Annotated in this window: 8 protein-coding genes; 1 reads left to right on the forward strand and 7 read right to left on the reverse strand. The window is 30.3% G+C overall.

Annotated elements, in window-relative coordinates; genetic code table 4:
- Positions 1 to 181 precede the first annotated feature (181 nt).
- The 7 genes from MAG_RS04710 to rpoB form a co-directional block, all read right to left on the reverse strand.
- Positions 182 to 2,191, reverse strand: coding sequence for an MAG6090-like repeat-containing lipoprotein (locus MAG_RS04710; protein WP_011949763.1), 2,010 nt, complete (start codon positions 2,189 to 2,191; stop codon positions 182 to 184).
- Positions 2,192 to 2,434: 243 nt separating this feature from the next.
- Complete coding sequence (locus MAG_RS03095; protein ID WP_004024010.1) at positions 2,435 to 2,680, reverse strand: YneF family protein; 246 nt, start codon at positions 2,678 to 2,680, stop codon at positions 2,435 to 2,437.
- Between the two features lie 28 nt (positions 2,681 to 2,708).
- The gene (locus MAG_RS03100; protein WP_011949765.1) at positions 2,709 to 3,797 is read right to left on the reverse strand and encodes a M42 family metallopeptidase; all 1,089 of its coding nucleotides are present in this window, start codon (positions 3,795 to 3,797) and stop codon (positions 2,709 to 2,711) included.
- A gap of 57 nt (positions 3,798 to 3,854) precedes the next feature.
- Positions 3,855 to 6,515 carry an MAG6090-like repeat-containing lipoprotein gene (locus MAG_RS04135; RefSeq protein WP_011949766.1) on the reverse strand — a complete coding sequence of 887 codons (2,661 nt, stop codon included), beginning with the start codon at positions 6,513 to 6,515 and terminating at the stop codon, positions 3,855 to 3,857.
- A gap of 393 nt (positions 6,516 to 6,908) precedes the next feature.
- Positions 6,909 to 14,912, reverse strand: a complete 8,004-nt coding sequence (milA, locus tag MAG_RS03110; protein WP_011949767.1) for a multifunctional lipase MilA — start codon at positions 14,910 to 14,912, stop codon at positions 6,909 to 6,911.
- Positions 14,913 to 15,062: 150 nt separating this feature from the next.
- Positions 15,063 to 19,499 (reverse strand): DNA-directed RNA polymerase subunit beta', encoded by a 4,437-nt coding sequence (locus MAG_RS03115; RefSeq protein ID WP_011949768.1) that lies wholly within the window; start codon positions 19,497 to 19,499, stop codon positions 15,063 to 15,065.
- Positions 19,492 to 23,127 carry a DNA-directed RNA polymerase subunit beta gene (gene rpoB, locus MAG_RS03120; RefSeq protein WP_011949769.1) on the reverse strand — a complete coding sequence of 1,212 codons (3,636 nt, stop codon included), beginning with the start codon at positions 23,125 to 23,127 and terminating at the stop codon, positions 19,492 to 19,494. Before rpoB ends, MAG_RS03115 begins: the two co-directional genes overlap by 8 nt.
- Positions 23,128 to 23,600: 473 nt before the next feature.
- Here rpoB and MAG_RS03125 point away from each other — a divergent pair, with 473 nt between their 5' ends.
- Positions 23,601 to 24,176 carry a hypothetical protein gene (locus tag MAG_RS03125; protein WP_011949770.1) on the forward strand — a complete coding sequence of 192 codons (576 nt, stop codon included), beginning with the start codon at positions 23,601 to 23,603 and terminating at the stop codon, positions 24,174 to 24,176.
- Positions 24,177 to 24,350 lie beyond the last annotated feature (174 nt).

A 24,350-nucleotide genomic window follows, 5' to 3' on the forward strand; every position in this document is an offset into this window, starting at 1 on the left:
TTTCTTTAGCTGCTAAATATTCATCGAATTTTACTTTATTATTTCTCCAGTTTTCAGCTAGATAATCTTTAACAATTTTGTCAATTTGTTCTTTAGTTAGATAAGCATTAATATCTAAGCCTGATTTTGAGTCTCTGTAGATTCTTGCTTTAACTTCCTCTACGGCTTTTTTATAGGGATCTTAGAATAACTCAGCAGTCATTTTTGCCGATTCAGATGCATGCTTATCACCATGTTTTTTATATCTTTCAACAGCTTCTTTAACTAAGTTAGAGAACTCATCGCTGAATAATTCTTTAGTGATTTCTGATACGCCTGTAAGAATCTTTTTGATTCTTTCTTGCTTGCGTTTTTCGAGTGCCTTCTCAATTTTTTCTATTTCATCAGCAACTTTATCACTTTGGATTTCATATTTAAAGACATATTTATCAAAGCTGTCATTATTTTTATCTTTGTTTTTTTCTAAAACAGATATTATTTTTTCTTTTTCAAGTAATTTAGCAAGTTCAGATTCAAGTTTTCTCTCTTCTTCTTTTAATTGTGCTAAATCTTCTTCAGCTTCTTTTACAACTTGTGTCCCTGCAGCTTCTTCTTTTTCGCCTGTTGCCATATGAACATTTAATTTTTCTATATCTTTATCATATGTGGCTACATTATCATTATACTTTTCAGCTTCTTTAGATTTAGAATCCAAATATGTTCTTCAGTCTTTAGAATTCTTAGTCAAAGCTTTTACTTGCTCATTTAATTTTTCTAATTCGCTAGCTAAATTGTCTTTATTATGGCCTTCTTTATTAGCTTCATCAATTAATTTGTTGATTTCCTCAATTGCTTTTGCGTTAACTTTTAAGAACGTATTAATTTCATTTTGTAACTCAGTGAGCTCTTCGTTGTCCCGCTCAATTGCTTTGTTTCATTCAGAAATTAATTCATAGTTAAATTTCACTTCATTATTAAAGTAAAACTCTTCTGAGAAATTATTGCTGTTCTTGTCTTTAATTCTGTCTTCAAGATATTTAATTTGTTTCTTAAGTTCATATGAAGATTGATAAAAACTCTTGAGCAATTGACTAAATACATCTTTTTTCTTAACATCAGAAGAAATTTTCTCAATTTTTGCTTCTGATTCCTTGATTTGCTTTTCTAAAGCATCAATCTTGTCGCCAAATACTTTAATTTTTGCAACTTCTTCATTTGCAATTTTAGCTTCACTTTCATAGTTGCTTTTTTCTTCTTTAGCACCTTCAAGCAAGTCTAAGATATCTTTCTTAGATTCTTTAGTTTCAGCTAATTCAACTTTAGCTTTTACTAATTTTTCTTTTTCTAAGTAATTAAGTTTAGATTTATTCTCAGCAATTTTCTTTTCAATTGACTTTTTGTTAGTTTCTAACTCATTTTTAAGATTGCTGATATAAGCTTCATATTGTTTTCCTAATGATTCACTAGCTTTATCTGATGATGAAACTATGTTGTCAAAGTATTCTTTTACATTCATAAAATGAGCTTTTAATTTATTTAAAGCTTTGTCACTCATAGTTTCATAGTCATAAAGACTTACTTTACTTATTTCACTACCAGTTACATCGTCTCTGAAAATAGCATGTCATGCATTAGCAACAAATTCTTTGAATACTTTTTCATTGATTTTCTTGTTTTCATCTAATATTTTCTTAACTTCATCATCTAAGCGTTTTTCTTCTTTTTCTAACTCATCTTTACTTGGATGTAAAGTAATATCCATACCAGTTGCGCTGTCTCTGAAAATTGAATCTATGTGACTCTTAATAAATTCATTGAATATTTTTTCATTGATTTTCTTATTTTCATCTAATATTTTCTTAACTTCATCATCTAAGCGTTTTTCTTCTTTTTCTAACTCATCTTTACTTGGATGTCAGAAAATATCATAACCAGTTGGGCTATCATTAAAAATTTCATCTCATGAATTAACAAATCTAGCTTGACTGTTATCTCCTGGTCTAGTTCCACCGCCAGATTGGTCGCCATTACCAGGCTGTGTACTGTTGCCAGGTTGACCGTTATTTCCCCCGCCAGATGGAGTACCTCCATCTACAGGCACCCTGTTAGCAGGATCAGTTGGTTTATCACTGTTTTGCACAAAACAGGCTGAAGATAATAATGGTGAAAACAAGGCAATTAAACCGCCTTTTAGTAATCATTTCTTTTTCACTGTGAACTCCAAATATAAATATTTAAACTTATATATATTTTAATATCCCCCCCCCAAAAGCTTTTGTTTTGGCTTATTTTTCCACAAATTTTCCATATTATTTTTGAAATTTGTGGTTTTTTATTTGTTTAATCAATGAAAACTATAATTAAGCTCCTGCAACAATATAAATCTTAAAAACAATCAATATTAAAGCAACAGCAATTAAAAAAGCAGGTATTATCCTGCTTAAAATGTTAATTATTATTTCTTTTCTGCATTTTTGGCATTAGTCATTGAACGCATGACAGCATTTATTTGTGACTCAGATGCTTTTCTTCCCATCTGTGCAAACATTGCTTTTATCATATTTCTGGTAATTGGGGGATTTTCACGAATTTGCTTTTCAAAAATCTTTCTTGCTACAAAAAAGCCAATAAAACCGCCAACTATGCCAAGGAAAAGCGCTACTCCAATAACTATACCAACTCACGCGCCTGTTGAAACCATTTAATGAAAATCTCCTAAACTTGTAATTTTATTTATATTTAAATATTGTAGCATAAACATCAGCATTAATAGCTTTTATGGTCTGTGCTATTAAGTTAGCTGAATCAATTAAATCATTAATTGATATTAGGCCTATTGGTGAGTGTAAATATCTTTGAGGAAGCGAAATAGTTAAAGTAATTGCGCCGCCCTTAGCATATTGCAATTCAGCAGCATCAGTGCCACCACCCATTGAGATAAATTTATAGTGCTTAATATTGTTTTCTCTGCCTATTTTACACATAAATTCAACCAATTGTGGATTAGCCATCATTCCGCCATCTTTTACTCTTATAGCAGCACCTTTGCCAATTACAGTTGTGCCCTTAATTGTACCAACTGTATCATGAGTGCTAGTTGTATCAAGCGCTATAGCAAATTCAGGATTAATTAACGAAACACTAGTTTTAGCCCCTCTAGTTCCTACTTCTTCTTGTACAGTGCCAACTAGATATAAATCAACACCTAAATCCACATTTTCTAATTCTTTAGCAATGTATTCTAAAACACATACGCCAGCTCTATTATCCATTGCTTTACCAGCTAATAAATCAGGATTATCTAAATAAACTGTTTCGCCAGTCATTAAAACAACATTGCCTACTTCAATTCCATTGTCCTTGGCTTCTTGTTCTGAAAAGAATCCAAAATCAGCATATAAATCATCCATAGTTAATGCTTTGGATCTTTTTTCCGCTTCCATAATATGAATTGATGTGTGGCCAAAAACACCGTTAAATCTTTTGCCGTTAGAATTAATTAAAACTGCCTTAGTGCCAATTACAACACTAGGTCATAAGCCACCAACAGAGCTAAGCTTGATCTGTCCGTTTTCATGTATGCCTTTAACTAAAAAGCCAACTTCATCCATGTGAGCAGCAACCATAAATTTTGGTGCATTTGGATACTTTGATTTTTTGTGAAAAATAATAGAGCCAAAATTATCATAAGATACTGTAAAACAGTTGTTTTGGTTTATTTCTGCTTCCATCATTTTAGCAATATTAGATTCATATCTAGAAACTCCTTCAGCCTCTAAATACTTTACTAATCTATTTTTAAATTCGCCTTTGTTCATATATTAATTATAAATTTAAAACAAAAAAGCGCCTTGTTTTTTAGACGCTTAATTGTGTTAGCTTGTTCATTTAGGAATAACTGGCATATAGCCTTTTTTCAAGTCCTCTATTAATACCATGCGTTTAGTTTTGCCTGGATTGTATGACTCATCATACTTATCATGGTAGTAAATATAATTAAGCACATAGTCACGGGCATATTTTCAATTATTTTGTCTTTCATCTGTTGAATTTAGTTCATAATCAGATACACCAGCTCAGAACCTAGGGTTAACACTATAATTATTTACTAATCCAATTGCTCTATAGTGGCCATCGTATTTGCTTAATTCTTTCTTTCTAACTGCACTTTCAAACTCTTCTTCGACCATTTTTCTTAAGTAAGATTCAGAAGTTCCATCATCTAATTGTCAGTATACGATTGGTAATCTATTTGAGTACAATATTGCTGCAAATGCAGTATACATTCTTCATACAGCTTGGTATCCTTCAACCTTTGTTTTTACATCTTGAGGATCAGTGTAAATTTCAGTAGATTCATATAACTCATTAACATAATTTTTGATTAATGGTTTTATAAACTCTGACATAATTTTGAAAATACCATGATGTACAAGACCAACACTACCCTTTTCTAATCATAATGATTTAGCTAGTTTTGTTCTTTTGCCAGAGTTAAAAATTTCGTGATATAGTCCTTTATCATCAAAACCATCAGCATACTTAAACATAATGTTGACAAAATCAGCATATGCTCTATGGTTAGTATTTTCAAATATTTTCTTGAATATATTTACATTTTCAAATACCTTAGCAAATGATATAAATCCATTTTCAGTTATGAATTTAGACTCACCACTTTCAGCTCCCTCAGCAGTTTTTGCAAGAATATTATCACTCTCATTTAATGATTTCAACATATTTATAATGCCATCAGTAATGTCATTAAAAATTTGAGGTAACTGTCCGGTTTCTTGGTCATTTTGGTTTGTGCTTGAAACAATATATCTAGTTATTGACTTAAGGAACCAGCTAATTTTTGGCATCTTATCATCTGGAATCCTATAGTGATTTTTATTAAATTTAGCAATGAGAGCTTTAGCCATCTCATCAAATAGTTTGGTTCTGTCATCATATGCATTTTTAATTAATCATAGCTTAATATGAGATCTAACTCTTCTATCATCTGTTTTTGATATTAATTCAGAAAGCAGTTTCGAGTATGATTTAATATTTTTGAACTTTTCATCATTTTTAAAGAAGCTATTAACAAATGAGCTTATAACTTCATCTTTATTTTCAGAATCAAAAACATTTGATAATGCTTCTTTTGCATCTTCTTCACTTATGCCTTCTGGTGAAGATAAAAGTCTCTCTAGGGCAAAATTCTTAAGAAATTCTTTATTGATATCATCTATAGAGATTTCGCTAATAGCACTGCTATTAGGCATTTTATCACTTGAATATCAGTTTATGTCAAGGCCACTTGGACTATCTCTAAAAATTCGGTTTTTATAGTCATTTAGTCAGCTCTTGACAAATTCTTTGTTAACTCTTCTATTATTAGCAATAATCTTTTTAGCTTCATCATCTAAACGTTTATTTTCTGATTCAATTTGAGCATCTGTAGGATGTAAGTCTATATCAAGACCTGATTTTGAGTCTTTGTAAATTCTTGTCTTAATATTATTTTTGACTTTTTCAACCCATTTTTGATGTTCGTCGCTAAATAACTCACCTGTAATATCCGAAGCTGAAACTTTATGATCAATTAATTTAATTTCAGCTTCAGCTTTAACAGCTTCTATGGCTTCTTCAGCTCTTGCTTTTCTTTCTAACGCTTCTTTGATTGCATCTGTATAAGTGTCATCAAAAATTTTGCCAGTAATATCAGCAGACACAATTTTGTCCAATGTGCCTTTATTTAAGTCTCAGTTGTCTCTTAGAACTTTGTTAGTTCATCTCTCTAAATCTTCTTTAGTTCAGTGAATATTAATATCTAAACCTGAAGCTGAATCATTATAGATTTTTGAACTAATTTCTTTATCTCTTTTAGCTTTTTCAATTTCCTTAAGATGATCATTGCTAAATAATTCACCAGTTACTCTCGACGCATACTCTTCTTTTTTAGCAATAGAATAAGCATTCATTTCTGATGCTACTTGTTCATTTAAGTCTTTAATTTCCTTAAGCAAGGCATCAACTCACTCTTGCTGTTTATCCAAGTCAGCTTTTTTTGCTTTTTCAATACTTGCTTTGTTAATTTCTTTAGTCAATAAAGCAAATAATTCACCTGTAATATCAGAAGCTGAAATCAAATGTTCAGTTAATCAGATTTCAGCATCAACCTTGACTGCTTCTCTGGCTTCAACAGCTCTTGCTTTTCTTTCGATTTCTTTGATTGCATCAGTATATGTATCATCAAAAATCTTAGCTATTACATTTGCAGCTTTTAATTCATTCAACTTCGCTAAATTAAGTTTTAAGTTGTCTTCTAAAATTTTATTAACTGCCATATTTATATGTTTAGCATCAAAATCATCTTCTTTGATTATGACAAGTTTGGTAGCATTTGAACCACTGTGATTGGGTGGATTTTTTCAATAACCATGATTATCTGCGGGTTTGTCTCAAACATTTGCAACATAACATGCAGATGATAATAATGGTGAAGATAAAGCCAATATTCCACTACTTAGTAATAATTTCTTTCGCATTATTTTTCTCCCCTAATGAAATATAAGTCTTACCTAAATTCTACCCCCCCCCCTTAAACTTTCGAAGTTTAAGGGCGAAAAATCAGCTTTTTTAACTTTTATATGTAAATGTTTTCATACTATTTTAATTATTTGCTTAAAATGTTAAAATTTTAATGTATTTGATCTAAAAGGCCGGATTTTCTTTTTGATTATTTGTTTATCTCTTTAAAAAATTTATAAAAATATCAAGCTAAAAAGCTCCGTTTGTCTTTGCGGAGCTTTTTAGTTTTTTAATGTAATGAAATTAAAATATCTTGCCTCTTGTGCTGACTTGTAAAATACTTTTACATTGCTGGAAACAATTTGTCATTGAATAAGTTTTGTTCTTGCAAACTGAATTTTAATAATCAATTATTTAGGTTGTGGGTCAACTGGCATAAAACCTTTTTTTAGATCTTCAATAAGAGCTTGTTTTTTGGTTTTTTGACCATTGTATTTTGTATCTTTAGAGTCTTTGTAATAGATATAAATCAACACATAATCACGTGCGTAATAAGAGTCTTTTAGTCAATAACTAGTTGAACTATGACGTAGTCTAGAAACTCCTGCTCAAAACTCAGGATTTACTACCTTTTCACCTACTAGTCCAACTGCAGAGTAATTGTCTTTGTATTTCTTTAAATCTTTATCCTGAATTGCTTTTTGAAAAGCCATTCTATATCCTTCTCTTAAAAATGCCTCAGAAGTAAGATTTGTTGCATTTCAAAATAATCCGCTAGGTGTGTTTGAATATAAAATTGAAGCTAAAGATGCATAAACTCTTCAAAGGGCTTGATAGCCTTCAACATTTTCTTTTACTTCTTGTGCTGTTTTATAGACTTTTTCGGATTTTTCTAATTCATCAACATAGTTCTTCATTAATGGTGTAACAAATGCTGAAATCAAATGTTGAACCTTGCCTCTAATAACGCCTCAGAAGCCACGAGCCCCTAATGATGAGTTCCCTTTTGACTTTTCCGAGTTAAATATAGCATTGAATAAGCCTTTATTTTCATCAGCTGGTGCATATTTAAACATAATGTTAATAAAGTCAGCATATGATTTAGCATCAACTTTTTCTAAAAGTTTTTCAAATTTAGGTATGTTATCAAATACCTTGGCAATTGAAATAACATTGCCATTGCTTATAAATTTAAGCGCGCCATTTTTTGCTGCTTCAGCAATTTTAGTAAAGACATCATCATTATCTTTAAGTTCTTTTAAAGCTGTAAACACACTATCAATAACATCGTTAAATATCTCAATAATTTGACCGTTTGAGCCTGTTCCATTGGTGTTTTGGCCAACAACTGCCTTTGAAATTGATTCAAAGAATTTGCTTAATTTATCTAATTCTTTATCAACAGGAATTTTATAACCATCACTATTTAATGAATCAATTGTTATCATTGCCATTACTTTAAATAGCTTGCTATCTTTTGTATTAACAATGTCAATGATTCATTTTTTAATATGCTCTTTTGCTTTGCTTTCTTCAACAGATTTAAATAATGTTGAAATAAGTTTTGGCCATGAATCAACATCTTTTAATTTGCTTGTATCATCAAATAATTTGCCTATAAATAAGTCTAATGCGCCTTTTGTGTTGCCTGATTTAAGCATTGACTTGAAGAAATCTTTAGCATCTTGTTCAGTAATGCCTTTTGATGATAATAATTTAGCAAGGCCAAAATCATCAATGAATTTGTTTACCAAAGTATCATCACTTGAAGCCCCTTCAGCAATTTTCTTTAAGTTTTCGCCTAAAACTTTGTGATGTTTTTCTAAAGTTGAAGAATTAAGAATTCTTCTCATGAAACTAAAGTCTTCAAAGTTTAATGATTTAGTTGTTAGGCCTAATATTTCAGAGAATAAATCAGTTAATGATTTGTGTTTATTTAATCCATTACTAATACCATTTAGCACATTTGGAATAATGTGCAAGTCATTAATTAATGAAGGTAGTTCATTCAATAAATCCTTGAAAAATGCTTTGTTTTGCTCACTATTTACATCAATTTTATAATGACTTAGTTGTGTACTGAGTAATTTTTCAATAAGACTTTTAACTGCATTCTCTTTTAAAAAGCTTTCTAGAATTACTGAAAAATCTTTTGAAATTAGATAAATCTTGTCTTTGCTATCTAAATATATTTTAAGAACATCAGCAATAGTGTTAGCATTGTGATATTTGTAAACATCTTGCTTCATTGTAAGAGTAACATTTCTCATTATTGAAGCAATAACTTTATGATTCTTAACAAAAATTGATTTGACTAGCGAGTTAAAATCATCCTTAGAAATATACTTGCTAATTTTGTCTGATCCAAAAGACTTAGTAAGCTGATCATATATCATTGATCCAGCTTCTTTTGTCCCTGCAGCATAGTTAAATATATTTGCTACAAATTGGCCAATTGTGTCTTCATGATTAAGCACTATTTCAGTTGTTACAAGTGATTTAATTAAGTCAATTGCAGTTTTTTCTCAATTTTGCACACTGAATTTATCTTTTGGACTCTTAGTTGCAAGCTCTTCAATAGCTTTACTATTAATCTTTGTGCCGTTTTTAGCTATTTCATCAAAAACGCCGCTAAAGAATCATTTATCAAGTTCTAAAACATTGCTTACCTTGTCATAATTTTGAAGTGAATCACTAATTAAGGCTATTAAGTCTTTTTCATTAATATCCTTTATTAGTGCACTTTCATTTTTCATTAATTTATATATTAATGTTGCATATGTATATCGAATAGAATCTTTAGCAAAAGCTTTCTTAATTATGTTCTTTACATTTTCAACAACTTTATTTCTAACAGTTTGATCAGCCAACCAAGTTTTAATTAACTTATCATAGTCATTAAAATCATTGATGCGCATCTTGTCAGAGAAAAAGCCATTAGCTAGTAATGAAAGTGATAATTCTTGCAAGTCTTTATCATCAGCAAGATAGTTTATAAGTTCTTTAATCTTTTCAATGCTTATATCAACAGCGCCTTTTGTGCCGCATAGTGAATTAAGCAAGTTTTTAAGTATATTGCTTGTTTCATCAAAATTGATAAATTCTTTAGCAAACTTAATTAAATCATCTGTTGCTTTTTTGCTAGCTAAAGACTTAACAGCTTTATCAAGCAATGATTTAACGGAAGTAGCTTTATTTACATCATCAGCACTTATTGAAAGCAATTCATCAGTTAGTGATTTAAATAATTTTTGGAAATGTTCACTCTTAAATGATTTTTGAATTAGATTTACAAAATCACTTTGTGATGCAAAAGTTTTAATATCTGCTGAAGATTCAAAAATCTTGTTTCCTAAATCCTTACTAAAGTTTTCGTTTGTAAATACTTTCTTAATTGTATTGTCAATAAGTTTAGTAAGCATTGCTTTGTTATTTTGTGTTAATGATTTTGAGCTAACTGCTTTGATTAAATCTAACAAGTTTTTATCTCATTGATCGTTAGTTAAGCTTACCTTAAGTTTTTCAATGTAATTATCAAAAACTTTCTTTAAACTAGCTCTTGAGCCATTATTTTTTAGCTCTTCAAATAGCTCTTCAACAAAGTATTCTCTTAATTTTAATTTTTGGCCTAACTCTGGTAATACTTTAAATAAATCTTTAATAAACTGTGTAAATTCATCTAAAGTAATATTTTCAAATACTTCGCCATATTTTTTGGCTGCATTAAATGAAGATCTAGCAAAAATGGTAGCAACTTCATCTTTTTGAAGCACTGATGCAAAGAATTTTTCAAGTTTTTCAGATAAATCATTTGTATTGCTATCTTTCAACCAACTTTTAATTATTAAGTCAAGACTTGAAAGGTCTTCAAGCATAACACTATTGCCAAAAATTCCTTTAGTTAAAAAGTTTTTAACAAGGTCTGTTATTTCAGGACTATCAATCAATAAATTAAATAGTGCTTTTATGTCACTGTCAGAAAACTCAAAGAAGTCTTTTGAAGCATTTTTTACTAGTTCAGTAAATTCGCTGCTTTCAACTAATGATTTTGCAAGTTGTTTTACAAGTTCAAAGTCATTACTATTTATTATTTTGTTAGCTAATAAATTAATAAGTTGTTTTAAGGTTGTGAATCCTTGAATAGTGTTAACTTCTGAATCAGCCAAATTATTAATTGCACTTGTGAATAAGTTCCTAAATGCTCTGTTTTGTAGTAGTTTATGAACTAGTGATGATAATTCATCTCTTGAAATAAGTTTTTCAATTTCAGCAGCACCAGTTGCATTTATTATTTCGTTTGTAATAGAACTTGAAACTAATTTTTTGCTTTCTGCAAAATCAAAAATGTTTGAAACTAGCTTAGCTAGAGTATCTTTATGACTTTTAACAAAATTATCTTTTACTAAAACTTTTGCTAAATCTAAAATTGTGTTTTCAATTGAACTGTTTTCAAAAATTCTGTTTAACTCATCTTTTAATTGGTCAGATAACTCTTCAAAGTCAATATTGCCTATATGTGATCCTAAATAACCTAATAATGATTCATAAATGTTTTCAAATTTAAAAATTTTATCCAAGTCATCATATTTACCAATAAGGCTATAAAATAGTTCTTCTAGTTTATTGCTGTCAATATCTTTTGTAATCTTAGGATAACTCTTTAATAATCCTGATGAAATCTTAGCAATTAAACGCTTAATGTCATCTTTTTTAAACAGTGATTTAACAAGTTCATTAGCTCTTCGACCTAAGCTAGTGTTTTTGATATTTACAAACTTAACAAAAACATCTTGAACTAAATCTTCAAATGAACTAATGTCTTCTCAATCAGTTTTATTAAGCCCTATAATGCTTTGAGCTAAGTCACTAAATATAACTTCAAATTCATTTGAATCAAAAATAGCATTTATTAACTTTTGAATATCTTCTTTGTTTACTAATTCGCTTGTTTTATTGGTGTTTTGGAAAATATAACCTGAAATTTTTGCTCTTAATTCAGGAGATTGCTTTGTGAACTTAAATGCATTAATAAGTAATTTTTGTGTAGTATTTTTGTTTTCTTGAACCTTCTCTGATTTAGCAACTGACTTAAATATTTTGAACAAGAAGTTATCTGGACTAGAAAAGTTTAGATTCTTTTCATTAGCTTTAAAAATGCCTGCAAAGAATTTGCTCAAGTCAAATTTAAATCCATCCTTAGAAACATCATCAAATAGTTTTTTCAAAATATCATTTGAAGCTGTTTCAACGTCTTTTTGGTCAATTGACGAGTCAGAAATAATACTAAATAATTTAGTAAATTCTTCTTTAGAAATATCATTTGTTATTCCTGGAAGTTTAGATATTTGTGAATACAATATATCGCTAATAAATCTTAATGATTTTTCATCTTTAACAAGTGATTTAACTAGTGACGAAATCTTTTGAATAATAGCTGAATTATTGTTTGTATCAGAAAGTCAAGACTTAATTGCGTTTTCAAAGCTAAAGTTTGATAAATCACTTTGACTTCCAAAAATTCCTCTAACTAAAAAGTCTTCTAAAAGTCATTGGAAATCATTATTTGCCAGTAATTTAGATATAAATAAATTAGCATTTTCAGAGTTAATCACATCTTTTAACTCAGGAGCAAATTTGACAATTAAATTAGAAACTAATTCTTTAGTTTCGTCAAATGAAAGAATCTTTTTAACTAAGTTGATAACTTCTGAATTAGACTGTAAAACAGATGTTTTGGTCAAAATCATCTTAATTAATTCTGATGAAGTTTTAACTTTATCCAATTCATTTTTATCAATATCAGTAAGTGCTGAAACTAATGAATTTGCTGCTTTAGAAAATTCAGAGCTGCCTAAAATTTTGTCAAATAGAGATATGAATTTGTTTTTTGCAAATATATCATTAAATCTATTAATGCTTGCTGAGTAAACTTTATCAGCTATTAATTTAGATAAGTAACTATCTTTATTGAAATATTTAAGCGAATTAGCAAGTATTTTTTCTAATGTATTTTTGTTGCTTTTTAGATCTAAATCAGCAACAATTTTAAAAATTTTGATTAATGATTCATCAAGTTTTTTACCTTCAAAATTCTTGCTTAATTTGTTTCATGTTTGTGCTAAAACATTAGCAAAACTAAAGTCAGAAATTTTGCTACCCCGCAATTGAGGTAATAATGAGTCTATGAATGTTTTCGATATATTAAATTCTTTATCTAAAGCTTTTAGACCCTTAATACCTTTTGATAAAAGATCTTTGAGTTTAGATTCTTCGATATCTTTAAATATATCGCCATTTGCTTTAATAATCTCAAAAACAAAGTTTGTAAATTCTTTGCTTAGTTGGCCTTCTTTTGAAATTTCATCAAAAAGGCTTGATGCTAAATCACTAATTATTTTTTGAATGTCACTATTTTGAAGTGCTAAATGTAATAGCTCGCCAACTGATTTAGCTTTTTCATAAGTTTTAGAGTTATTAGCAAGATGAATAAATAACTCACCAATTGTCTTTTTAACGCTCTCGCTACTTAAAACTGACTTAACTAGTTTTGCTAAGCTTTCAGTTTTAATTGTGCCTGATGAGTTTGCCTCATTTGCCTTGTTTATAGCATCAGTGAGCATTTTTTCATCAATATTTTGCACTATCATATTCTGTGCAAAATCTTCAATTATGTTTTTTAATTCATCCTTATCTTTTTGAATTAAATCTGAATTAAAGAATGCTGCAACTAATGAAATTAAACTAGATTCATTTAATAAATTCTTTTTGAAAATGTTGACTAAATCAAAAAGTTTAGCTCTTTCATGGTTCGAATTTTTGTCCTTATTTCAATATGTTTTTTGAAACTCTAGCTCAGATTTTAGTAAAAAATTAGGGATAAATTCAGTCTTATCTATCCATTCTTTTAATTTATTTAAATTTTCATTATTGTTTTTTGTAAAAAAGTTGGCTAATCTGCTACTGGGGTCAGCGTTTTTAACTGTTGGGAACTTAATTAATTGATCTATAGCACCATGCAAAATATTTTTAACTAATGAGCTATTTAAGACTCTCTTTTTGTATCACTCTCAGCCACTTTTTCTTTTATCGCTAAATTTTTTGTAAATATCATCTTCTTTAAAAAGGTCTCTATCAATATCACTAGTAAGAACTTTTTTGACAGTATCAAATGGATTTTCAAACTCCAATTGCTTAGAGAATGAATTGGCATCAGAATAAATATATTTATTTTCTCAGTTAATGCCTTGTTCTTTTAATTTATCACCGTTTCTTTCCGAAACAATAAGTTTAATGAACACATCTTGCGCCATTTTTTTATAGCCAAAACTACCAGGGTGAATGTCAAATAGTGTAGGAGATAATATATTAATATTTGAATCTTTGGTTCAAAAATCAAAATCATATGAGTTTATGAAATTAAAATTATTTTTAGTAACTTGAGACTGAATATTTGTATTTAACAAATTGATGGCCATTTGGCTAACAATTAATGATGAATTATTGTTTTTAAATAAATAGCCATCTAATAAAACAAAAAGGTGAGGAAGTGGCAATGGATAGCCTATAAAATTGACGTTTTCAGTTTTTACATATTTTTTAAGTTCAGCAGAAAATTCATCAATTCTTTTCTTCATTAAATTGAATGTGTCCTGAAATGCGGCACTAACATTAGCTATTGCATTAGTTGGATTAGCTTTGATATTTTGAATATTCTCTAAGAATTTAGGATCTTTTAATTTCTCAGAAACTAATTCCATAAAGTCATTAGCAGCTAATGTGATTGTAACTAAATTGGCTTTTTGTAATTCTTCTTTAATTTTTTTAGATTTTTGGATTAAGTTGTCCCCAAACTTAACCTTATAGTAGGCTAATTTTGTTGGATTCTTTGTCTGTAACTCTTTCAATGATTTATCATCTACAGTAAGTAAAAACTTCCAGTCTTCTAAAGTTGTGCCTGATGAAGCATAGTTTGTATATGATTCTAATTTATTATTTTCTCTATTCGAGCTTTGAATAAAAGAAGCTAAATATGTAGGGAATGATATACCTGTAATTTCGTTTTTCTCTTTATCATAATTACCAGGATAATCTTTATCTAAGTGAGAATCAAAACCAGCAGATATTGAATCTCCTAAAGCTACATATTTGACTTTTTCATTTTCTTTAATAACATTTGAACTTGCTTTTCTCTGATCTAAATTATTAGCATGTGAAGTAATATCTAATGATGCAATATTTGAATCAACTGTTGGTAATCCAGGAGCGCCGTGTACTTCGTTTTGAAAATTCTTGCTACCTGAAGCTTCTATTTTTTTATCACCGAAAGGAATGTATGAAAGTCCTACAGCTAAAGCTACTGTAGCAGAGAAGGTAACAACACTAGTAATAATAATTGGTTTTAGTTTTAATTTCATTATTATTTCTCCTTAGATTGTAAGTTCATTAAATTATAAAGAAAAAAGCAATAATGTATAACTTTTATAAAGTTATAGAACTTTACGTATAGGACTATTTTATAGACATAAAAGAAAAGCCGAACGCTTGTTTCGGCTTTGTTTTTACTTTTAATTATCAGAATCGTCAGTAAATTCAATTACATTTGCATTAAAGGCTTCTGATTGAAATTCATCGAAAATATGTTGAATTTCTACTCTGTGTTCCATGTTTAAAATTTCGTTTTCATCAGCTACAAACTTGACTGTTTTAATATCTGGATCATATTTATCAGCAAAATATGATTTAGGATTACGCAAGTCATATTTTCCGTTCTCTTCAAAGTTTGAGTTAGTTCCGGCAGGTATTTTGTGGCCTAAAATAATGTTTTCTTTTAGTCCTTTAAGTCTGTCAACTTGCGCTTTAATAGAAGCGTTAACTAAAATCTTTGGAGTTTCTTGATATGAAGCAGCTGCTAGGAATGAATCTGAAAGTAATGGAATTTGTTTAGCACCTTTAATTTTTACTTCACCAAAAGGAGGCTTTTTACCTTCAGAAATTAAACGAGCACTTTCTTTTTGATACACATGAATATCAACTAATGATCCATTAAAGAAATCTGAATCACCTGAATCTGTAATTAGAATCTTAGAAAGCATTTGGCGAATAATTATTTCAATGTATTTATCGCTAATAGTAATACCTTGTAAACGGTATAGCTTTTGTACTTCTTTAAGAATGTAATTTTGCACTAAACGTGTGTCACCAACTCTTAAAAGGTTGTTAAGGACAATTGGGCCTTCCACAATCTTTTGACCAGGAGTAACTTTGTCATTGATTTTAACTCTAATTTTTCTACCAGCTCTAGTTTTATACTCGACTGTATTAACTTTGCCATCACGAGTTTTGTACTCTTGTGTAATAACATCATATTCAACTGATTCAGAGCCTTCTTTAACACGTTTAATGTCAGTAATACGTCCATAGTAATTAGCTATAACAGCTGGACGACCTCAAGGTGAATCATAGGCGTCAATTAACTCAATTAATCTACCAAAACCGCCAGTAATATCTTCAACACCAGCAACACCACCAGTATGGAATGTACGCATGGTAAGCTGAGTACCAGGTTCACCAATTGATTGAGCCGCAATAACACCAACTGCTTCACCAATGTTAACTACACGGTTAAGAGCTAAGTCTTTACCGTAACATTTTTTACATACACCATTAGGTGTGTAACATGAAAGCACTGAACGAATTTCTACTTTTTTAATACCGTTTTCGACAATTTCAGTAGCTATTTCAGGTGTAATTAATTCATCAGCATCAACGATTAATTTGCCATTTTTATCATAAATAGCTTTGTTAGTGAATCTTCCTTCAATTCTGTCATATAAAGCTTCAATAACAGTGTTGGTTTTTGTGTCTAAAATGTCTTTAACTTGGAAGCCATAATCAGTACCACAGTCGTCTTCTCTTACTGTAATTCCTTGCGCAACGTCAACTAACCTTCTAGTTAAGTAACCTGATTTAGCTGTGTTAAGTGCTGTATCGGTAAGACCTTTACGAGCACCGTGAGTTGATGAGTAAAACTCATAAGCTGTAAGACCATTTAAAAATGACGACTTAACTGGAATTTCAACAGTTGAACGAACCACACGTTCGTTTTCAGCATCAGCTTTAAGCACCTTAGTGTTGTTGTTCATAAGTCCACGCATACCAGCTAATTGCACGAAGTTACTTGAGTTACCACGGGCACCAGAATTAAACATCATGAACAATGAGTTATCTGGATAAAGCTTGGTTAGTTTCTTAAGGTCTTTTTCAATATCGTCCTTAATAGCAGCTCACTTAGCGATAGTAGCATTATATCTTTCATCGTCAGTCATTAAACCTTGATCAAAGTAGTCTTTTAACAGCTCGATGTATTTATCACCTTCAGCAATTCTGCTCTTAGTATCTTGGTGAGTAATAACGTCACTAATTGAAATTGTTGTACCTGAAATTGTTGAGAATTTGTAACCTAATTCTTTAATGTTATCTAAAACATTAGCAACAATGTTTGTGTATTTAAATCAAACAATTTCTAATAATTTAGTGTAGTCATTAACTGTTCAAATAGGTTCTTCAGTTCTTTCTCTAACAATAATTTCTTGTGAAATAGCCTTGTATTCTTCAACAATAATTTTTTCAAGAATTTCAACATGATTTACATCAATAGGTTTGCCGTTAAAGTCTTTTAATTCGGCGCATAAGTCAAAAATTTGATTTATTTCGTTGGCATTAATTTGGTTTATAACACTAGCTACATCGCTCTTAGTTACAATAGCGACATATTTGTCATAAACTCTACGTACAATTTTAGCAACGTCTTTTTTGCTTAGTGGTAAATTAAGTGGCATTTTTGCAATTACTTCAGCAAAATTTTGACCATAAGGAAGCAAGAATTGTTCTAATTGATTCTTATTATTTGAAGTGTAAACAACTTCTTTTTCACTTAGCTTAACTTCGCCGTTTGCGTCTGTTTTATTGACATATTCGACATGTTTACCAAAAATAAATTCAAAACTTTCAGGGAATGCTCTGTTGAAAATAAATTTACCAACAGTTGAAATAATGTATTTATTTTCAGGTGAATAATTAAGTCTCTTTTTATTAATTTCACTAATAGGAAGTGCTATACGCGCATGAAGAGAAACTAACTTATTTTCATAAGCTAATAGCATCTCATCATAAGTTGCGAAGAACTTACCTTCACCAACAACTTTATCACCATCAATAGCAGCTGCTTTTTCCATTGTTAGGTAGTAAAGACCAAGAATAATATCTTGTGCAGGGTTAATGATAGGTTCACCATCTTTAGGACCTAAAATGTTTTTAGAAGCTAACATTAATTCTCTAGCCTCACGAACTGCTTCTTCACTAATAGGTACATGGATTGCCATTTGGTCACCGTCAAAGTCGGCGTTAAATGGAGTACATGAAAGAGGGTGAAGCTTAATTGCTTTACCACGAATAAGCACAGGTTCATAAGCTTGAATTGATAGACGGTGTAATGTTGGTGCACGGTTTAAAAGCACAACTTTGCCCTCTATAGCTTTTTCTACATAAGGTCAAATAATTGGATCTAAGTTTTCAATTGCTTTTTTACCTGCTTTAATTGAATTAATGTGGCTATCGCCATTAATTAATTCTTTAATAATTCAAGGTTCAAACAATTTCGCTGCCATTTCACGTGGCACACCAACTTGATGCATTTTTAATTCAGGACCAACAACAATAACTGAACGACCAGAATAGTCAACACGCTTACCTAAAAGGTTTTGTCTAAATCTACCTTTTTTTCGGGTTAATGTGTCACTTATTGACTTCAGTGGACGGTTATCTTTTGAAGTAACCGGTGCTGGTTTTTTTCTAGAATTATCAATTAAAGCATCAACTGCTTCTTGAATCATTCTAAATTCATTTTGCTTAATAAGCATAGGAGCATCAGTTTCTTCTCATTTTTTCAAACGATTGTTTCTAATAATGATACGACGGTAAAGTTCATTAACATCACTAGTTGAGTGACGGCCACCATCTAATTGCACTAATGGACGCAAATCTGCTGGAATAACAGGAAGATCATAAATAAGCATTGACTTAGGATCTTGTCCTGAGTGAATAAAGGCATTAACAACTGCTAAACGTTTGTATAGTTTAGATCTCTCTTGTGCTTTAATTGATGCGGTTGGATTATTATCAAAGTGTTGATTAATTTTTTCAATTTCACTTTCGATAAATTCAGCTTCAGCTTTTAGGTCAATATTTTCTAAAAGATATTCAATAGCCTTAGAACCAGTTGAAATTTTAGCCTTAGAAAATTCATGAATAATTTCATTGTATTCATAAAAGTCAATACCATAGTCTTGACCAGTTTGTGAAACAGCATATGATTCTAATTCAGCTAATGCTTCGCTAATTATTTCATACTCTTCAGTGTCTTTTTCAAATCTTTCTTTTAGTTCTTCAAGAGCATCAGCATAAATAATAGCAGCATCTGAAATGTCAATAATTGCATTCTTTTGCAATTTTTTAAGACCACCATCTTCTAAAACAATATGACTCTTGTAGTAGATTAATTTTTCCAAATCTCCCTTTGAAACAGTCTTATTGGAATTAGCAATTCTTAGTCCTAATAACTTAGAAATAATTGAGTGGTCAATTTTGAAAAATCAAAAGTGCACAACTGGATTTTCTAAATGTATGTGACCCATTCTGCTTCTTCTTACCATTTTTGGCAAAATAACAGGTTGGTATTTTTGACACATAGGGGTCTTTTCACATATAGTGTTTTCGTCACTTTTCTTATATTTAGTACCACAAATTGGACATTTAAAGTCAGTTGTAGGGCCAAAAATAAGCTCATCAAATAAACCATCACGTTCTGGTTTATAGCTCTTATAGTTAATTGTCTCAGGCTTAGTTACTTCACCACATGATCAATTTTTAACATCGTCTTGAGCTGCTAATGATATTTTAATTTTCTTAATGTCTTTAGCTATTTTTTTATTAAAACTACTCATTATAGTCTCCCTCATTACCAACTGAATTGCTTATGTTAAAGTATTGTTGGGCTTCTTCATCTTCTTCTTCATTATTTGCAGTTGTAATATCTAATTTCATTCCTAGTCCATTTAATTCATAGTTCAACACATTAAACGATTCAGGAATACCCGGAGTTGGTAAGTCTTTGCCAGTAACTAGTGATGTATATAGTTGATTACGTCCTACAATGTCATCTGATTTGTATGTAAGAATTTCTTGTAATACGTTTGAAGCACCATAAGATTCAATCGCTCATGTTTCCATTTCACCAAATCTTTGACCACCATTTTGACTCTTACCACCAAGTGGTTGTTGAGTAATAAGTGAATATGGGCCGACACTACGAGCATACATCTTGTCATCAACCATGTGGTTAAGCTTGAACATATACATAACACCAACTGACACAGGGTTATCAAATTTTTCACCTGTAATAGGGTCAATTAAAGTTTGCTTACCTGATAATGGTAATCCAGCTTCAGAAATAACATCTTGGATAGCTTCTTTTTTAACACCATCAAATACAGGTGTAACAAATTTGCAACCTAAACTTCTAGCAGCCATACCTAAGTGTACTTCTAATACTTGACCAATGTTCATACGTGAAGGTACACCTTGAGGATTAAGCATAACATCAATAGGGGTTCCATCTTCTAAGTGAGGCATATCTTCTTCCGGAAGAATAACTGAAACAACACCTTTGTTACCATGACGACCAGACATCTTGTCACCAACACGAATTTTACGTTTTACAGCAATTGATACTTTAACAATCATATCAATGCCATCTTCAAGCAGGTCTTTGTTTTCTCTACTTAGAATTTCAACACCAATAACAGTGCCATTATGACCATTTTTAACTTTAAGTGATGTGTCTTTAACATTAAGTTGTCTTTGACCTAAAATTGCAGCAAGCAATTTCTCTTCTCTAGATGGGTTATCGTCACCTTTTGGAGAAACACGGCCAACTAAAACATCACCAGGAATAACTTCTGAACCAACTAAAACAATACCATGTTCATCCAAGTGTCTGATTGCATATTTAGATACGTTTGGAATGTCTCTAGTTAATTCATCAGCACCAGCTTTGCTAGTTCTAAATTGAATAGTTTGCTCTTCGATATGAATTGAAGTAAGCACATCTTTTTTAGCAAGTCTCTCATTTAAAACAATAGCATCTTCATAGTTATAACCTTTATAAGTTGAGAAAGCAACTAAAAGGTTTTTACCTAAAGCTAACTCACCATCTTTAAAACTAGAACCATCAACTAATAAATCACCTTTAGCAACATCTTGACCTACCTTGATAATAGGTTTTTGATGAATAACAGTATCTTGGTTTGAACGTTGGAAGTTTTTAAGGCTGTATGTATCTAAAGTGCCTTTGTTGTTTCTAATTTTAATTTTTGCACCGTCAACATATTCAACTTTACCTTCGTTTCTTGCTCTAAAGTTAGCAGCTGAAAATTTAGCGATATCAGCTTCATTACCTGTTGCGACAAAAGCAGCTTCGGTTTCTAATAAAGGAACTGCTTGACGTTGCATGTTAGAACCCATAAGTGCACGGTTAGCATCGTCATTTTCTAAAAATGGAATACATCCAGCAGCTACTGACACCATTTGTCTAGATGAAACTTCAATTAAATCAACATCACCAGGCTTGCCTAGAATGTAGGTGTAATTTTTCCTTATTGTTAGTGTTTCATCAACTAATCTGTTGTCATCATCAACTGTTGCAGTTGATTGAGCAATGTTATAACCAAATTCATCAGCAGCAGTTAAATAAACAACATCATCATAATCAACTACTGAATTATTAACTTTGAAATATGGAGTTTGTAAAAAACCATATTCATTAACGCTTGCATAAGTTGCAAGGTTCAAGATAAGACCAATGTTTGGTCCTTCAGGTGTTTCAATAGGACATATTCTTCCATAGTGAGTTGCATGAACGTCACGAACTTCAAATTGTGCTGTATCACGATTAAGACCACCAGGTCCTAAATATGTGATACGTCTTTCGTTTGAAATTTCTGCAAGCGCGTTAATTTGATCCATAAATTGAGAAAGTTTTGAACTATTGAAGAATGTTTTCATTTGGTTTGACACCAATTTGTTGTTTGTGATGTTTTTAGGAGTGATTTTTTCAGGCTCTTTAGCTGACATTCTTTCTCTAGTTGTTTTTTCTAGCTTTGAAAGACCAACATTTAATTGATTTTGCATCAATTCACCAACTGAAACAATTCTTTTGTTAATCATAGAATCGGCATCATCATCTTGGCCAATGCCTTCTAATAAATTGAAATAGTAGTTAATTGCAGCAATAATATCCGAAGCAATTAAATGTTGCGCATCACATTTTGGATCATTACCAATAACTAAAGTGGCAAGACCTTTATCCATTTTCTTTCTGTTAGCAAAAACTAAAAGTTTAGCGACTCTATTTGACTTCTTTAAGTATGGATAAGCTGGATCGTTATAGAGTTTGGCATACAAAATTTCAGGATTAATTCCTTCAATTTCAGTTGTTTTTAATGCGCCATTATTGAAATTCTCTTGAATTAATAAAGCAAGCTTATGTTCAATGAAAGTTCCTTTTTCTAAGAACATTACTTCGCCGTTTTCATCTTTAATTTCTAAATCCTGACCTAAATATGTTTCGGTAATACGGTCAATAAGACTTAATTTTTTGTTAAGTTTGTATCTACCAGTTGCACCTAAACTGTAGCGTTTTTTGTTAAATAAAAGCGATGGTAAAAGATTTGCTGCTGATGTTTCAGTCATCAAATCCCCTCTACGAATTGTTCTAAATAAAATTTCTCTACAGTTTTGAATAACTGTCATAGGATCTTCGCTTGATTTAAGACTCTTATCTCTAAGTAAGGTCTCTTCTAATTCTGGAGAGTTACCAAAAAGACTGTGAATATTTTCTTCATTAAGACCAAGGGCGCCTAAAAACACAGCAAGGTTAATGTTTTTGTTTTTGTCAATTTTGATTTTTACTGAATCAGGGTTTTTAGTAGTAACTTTGTGTGAAATTTCAACTCATGAACCTAATCTAGGCAAAATTTCTAGCTTGTTAAACAAGTCATCAGATTGCTTGTTACGAACACCACAACCAAAGTAGGCACTAGGTGAACGAATTAACTGACTAACTATAACTTTTTCACTACCATTGATAATAAAACTTCCACCTGAGTTCATAAGTGGAACTTCACCAAGTAAAACTTCATCATCTTTAACAACACCTTTGTCAGATGTTACCTTAAATTTAGCAAAAAGCTTGGCAGCATAGTTGATGCCTTTAGCTTTTGCTTCGATGATTGCATCATATTCTTTAGGTGGTACTTCTAGTCTCGCTGAATTGTGAATGTATTCTAAAGACACCTTTTTGTTGCTAGAAACAATTGGATAATGTTCTCTTAAAATTTCTTCAATTCCGCTTTTCTTGAATCACTCAAAAGATTCTTTTGACATATTTAAAAAGTCAGGAACTTCTCAAGTAACTTTTGTAGCTGAATAATCACGACGTTCTGTCATTGGGCCGAATTTTCTAACTTTGTATGGGTATTTATTTTGGTATTTATCTTTTGTTGATGTTGGCATATTGACAATACTCCCTCTAATCTTTTTCAAATGCAGATAAAGTAGTAAAAAATCAATACTTTTGAATAAAGTATTAAATTTAATAGTTAAATTTTATCATAATATTAAGTTTTATCCATATAAAAATATCATATTTTATCAGCAAGATAAATTTATGGCTTATAAATACTAATATGACTGTTTTATAGGTATTTTTGACTAATAATTATTATGTTTTAGGTCTAAAATTTAATCATTTTTTTGATAAGTGTTCAAAAATAAAATTTTTTTAGTATGCTTGCACAAAAATAAATATGCATAATCACACATTTCTTTCATAAAGTGCATTAATGCATTTTGTCTCATGCCAATGTGGTAATTTTTCATATATGCAAATAATTTATTTTGCATTTTTACTATTTTAGATTTTGCAATCGTTTATATTTTGGGCAATTTTAATCATCGCTAAAAAATGTTTAATTCTAGGAGAAAAAATGAAATCTAAATTTTTAATGACACTACCAGTGCTTTTTACTTTCCCAATAGTCTCAGCTTCATGCACTGACATTAATCAAAATAATTCAACAGCAGAAAACAAAAAGCCTGATTCAAATGAAAAAATAAAAGTAGATAATGCAACAACAAATAATGCAAACAGCAACGAAAATAAAAATGACGGTAGGAGCAAAACTGAACAACCTTCAAAAGACCAAGCCGAAACCTATAGCACTTCAAATGTCAATAAGCAAAAAGAAGAAATGCTTAAAAAGTTAAAAGAGGAACTACCAAAACTAAAAGAAAAGAAGGTTGAACTAGAGAAAACTATTGAAGAAACTAAACCAACAGAAGAACAACTTAAAAAAGCTTGACAAGATATAGAAAATAAAGCGAATACATCACCAAGCGAGTATGATGAAAGCAAACTAAAAGAAGCTTATGAAAAATGACTAACAGTTTATGATAAATTAACTAATGCAAAAAATGAACTAGAAATTCTTACAAAGAGTAAGATGATAGAACAAACTGAGCAAGCTATTGAAAAACTTGAGACTAAATTAAAAGCAAAATAGCCTTTGTAAGTTTTAGCAAATTATTTCAATATAAGTCTATTAATTTATAAATTATTAACTATGCATATGCATAGTTTTTGCTTTTTATAAGACACTCTGGTTGTCATTTTTGCCAAAAATACTATAAAACAGTCAATTAAAGAATTATGTCTTAAGAATATATTATTAATTTAT

The sequence above is a fragment of the Mycoplasmopsis agalactiae PG2 genome (assembly GCF_000063605.1).
GTDB lineage: Bacteria > Bacillota_I > Bacilli_A > Mycoplasmatales > Metamycoplasmataceae > Mycoplasmopsis > Mycoplasmopsis agalactiae.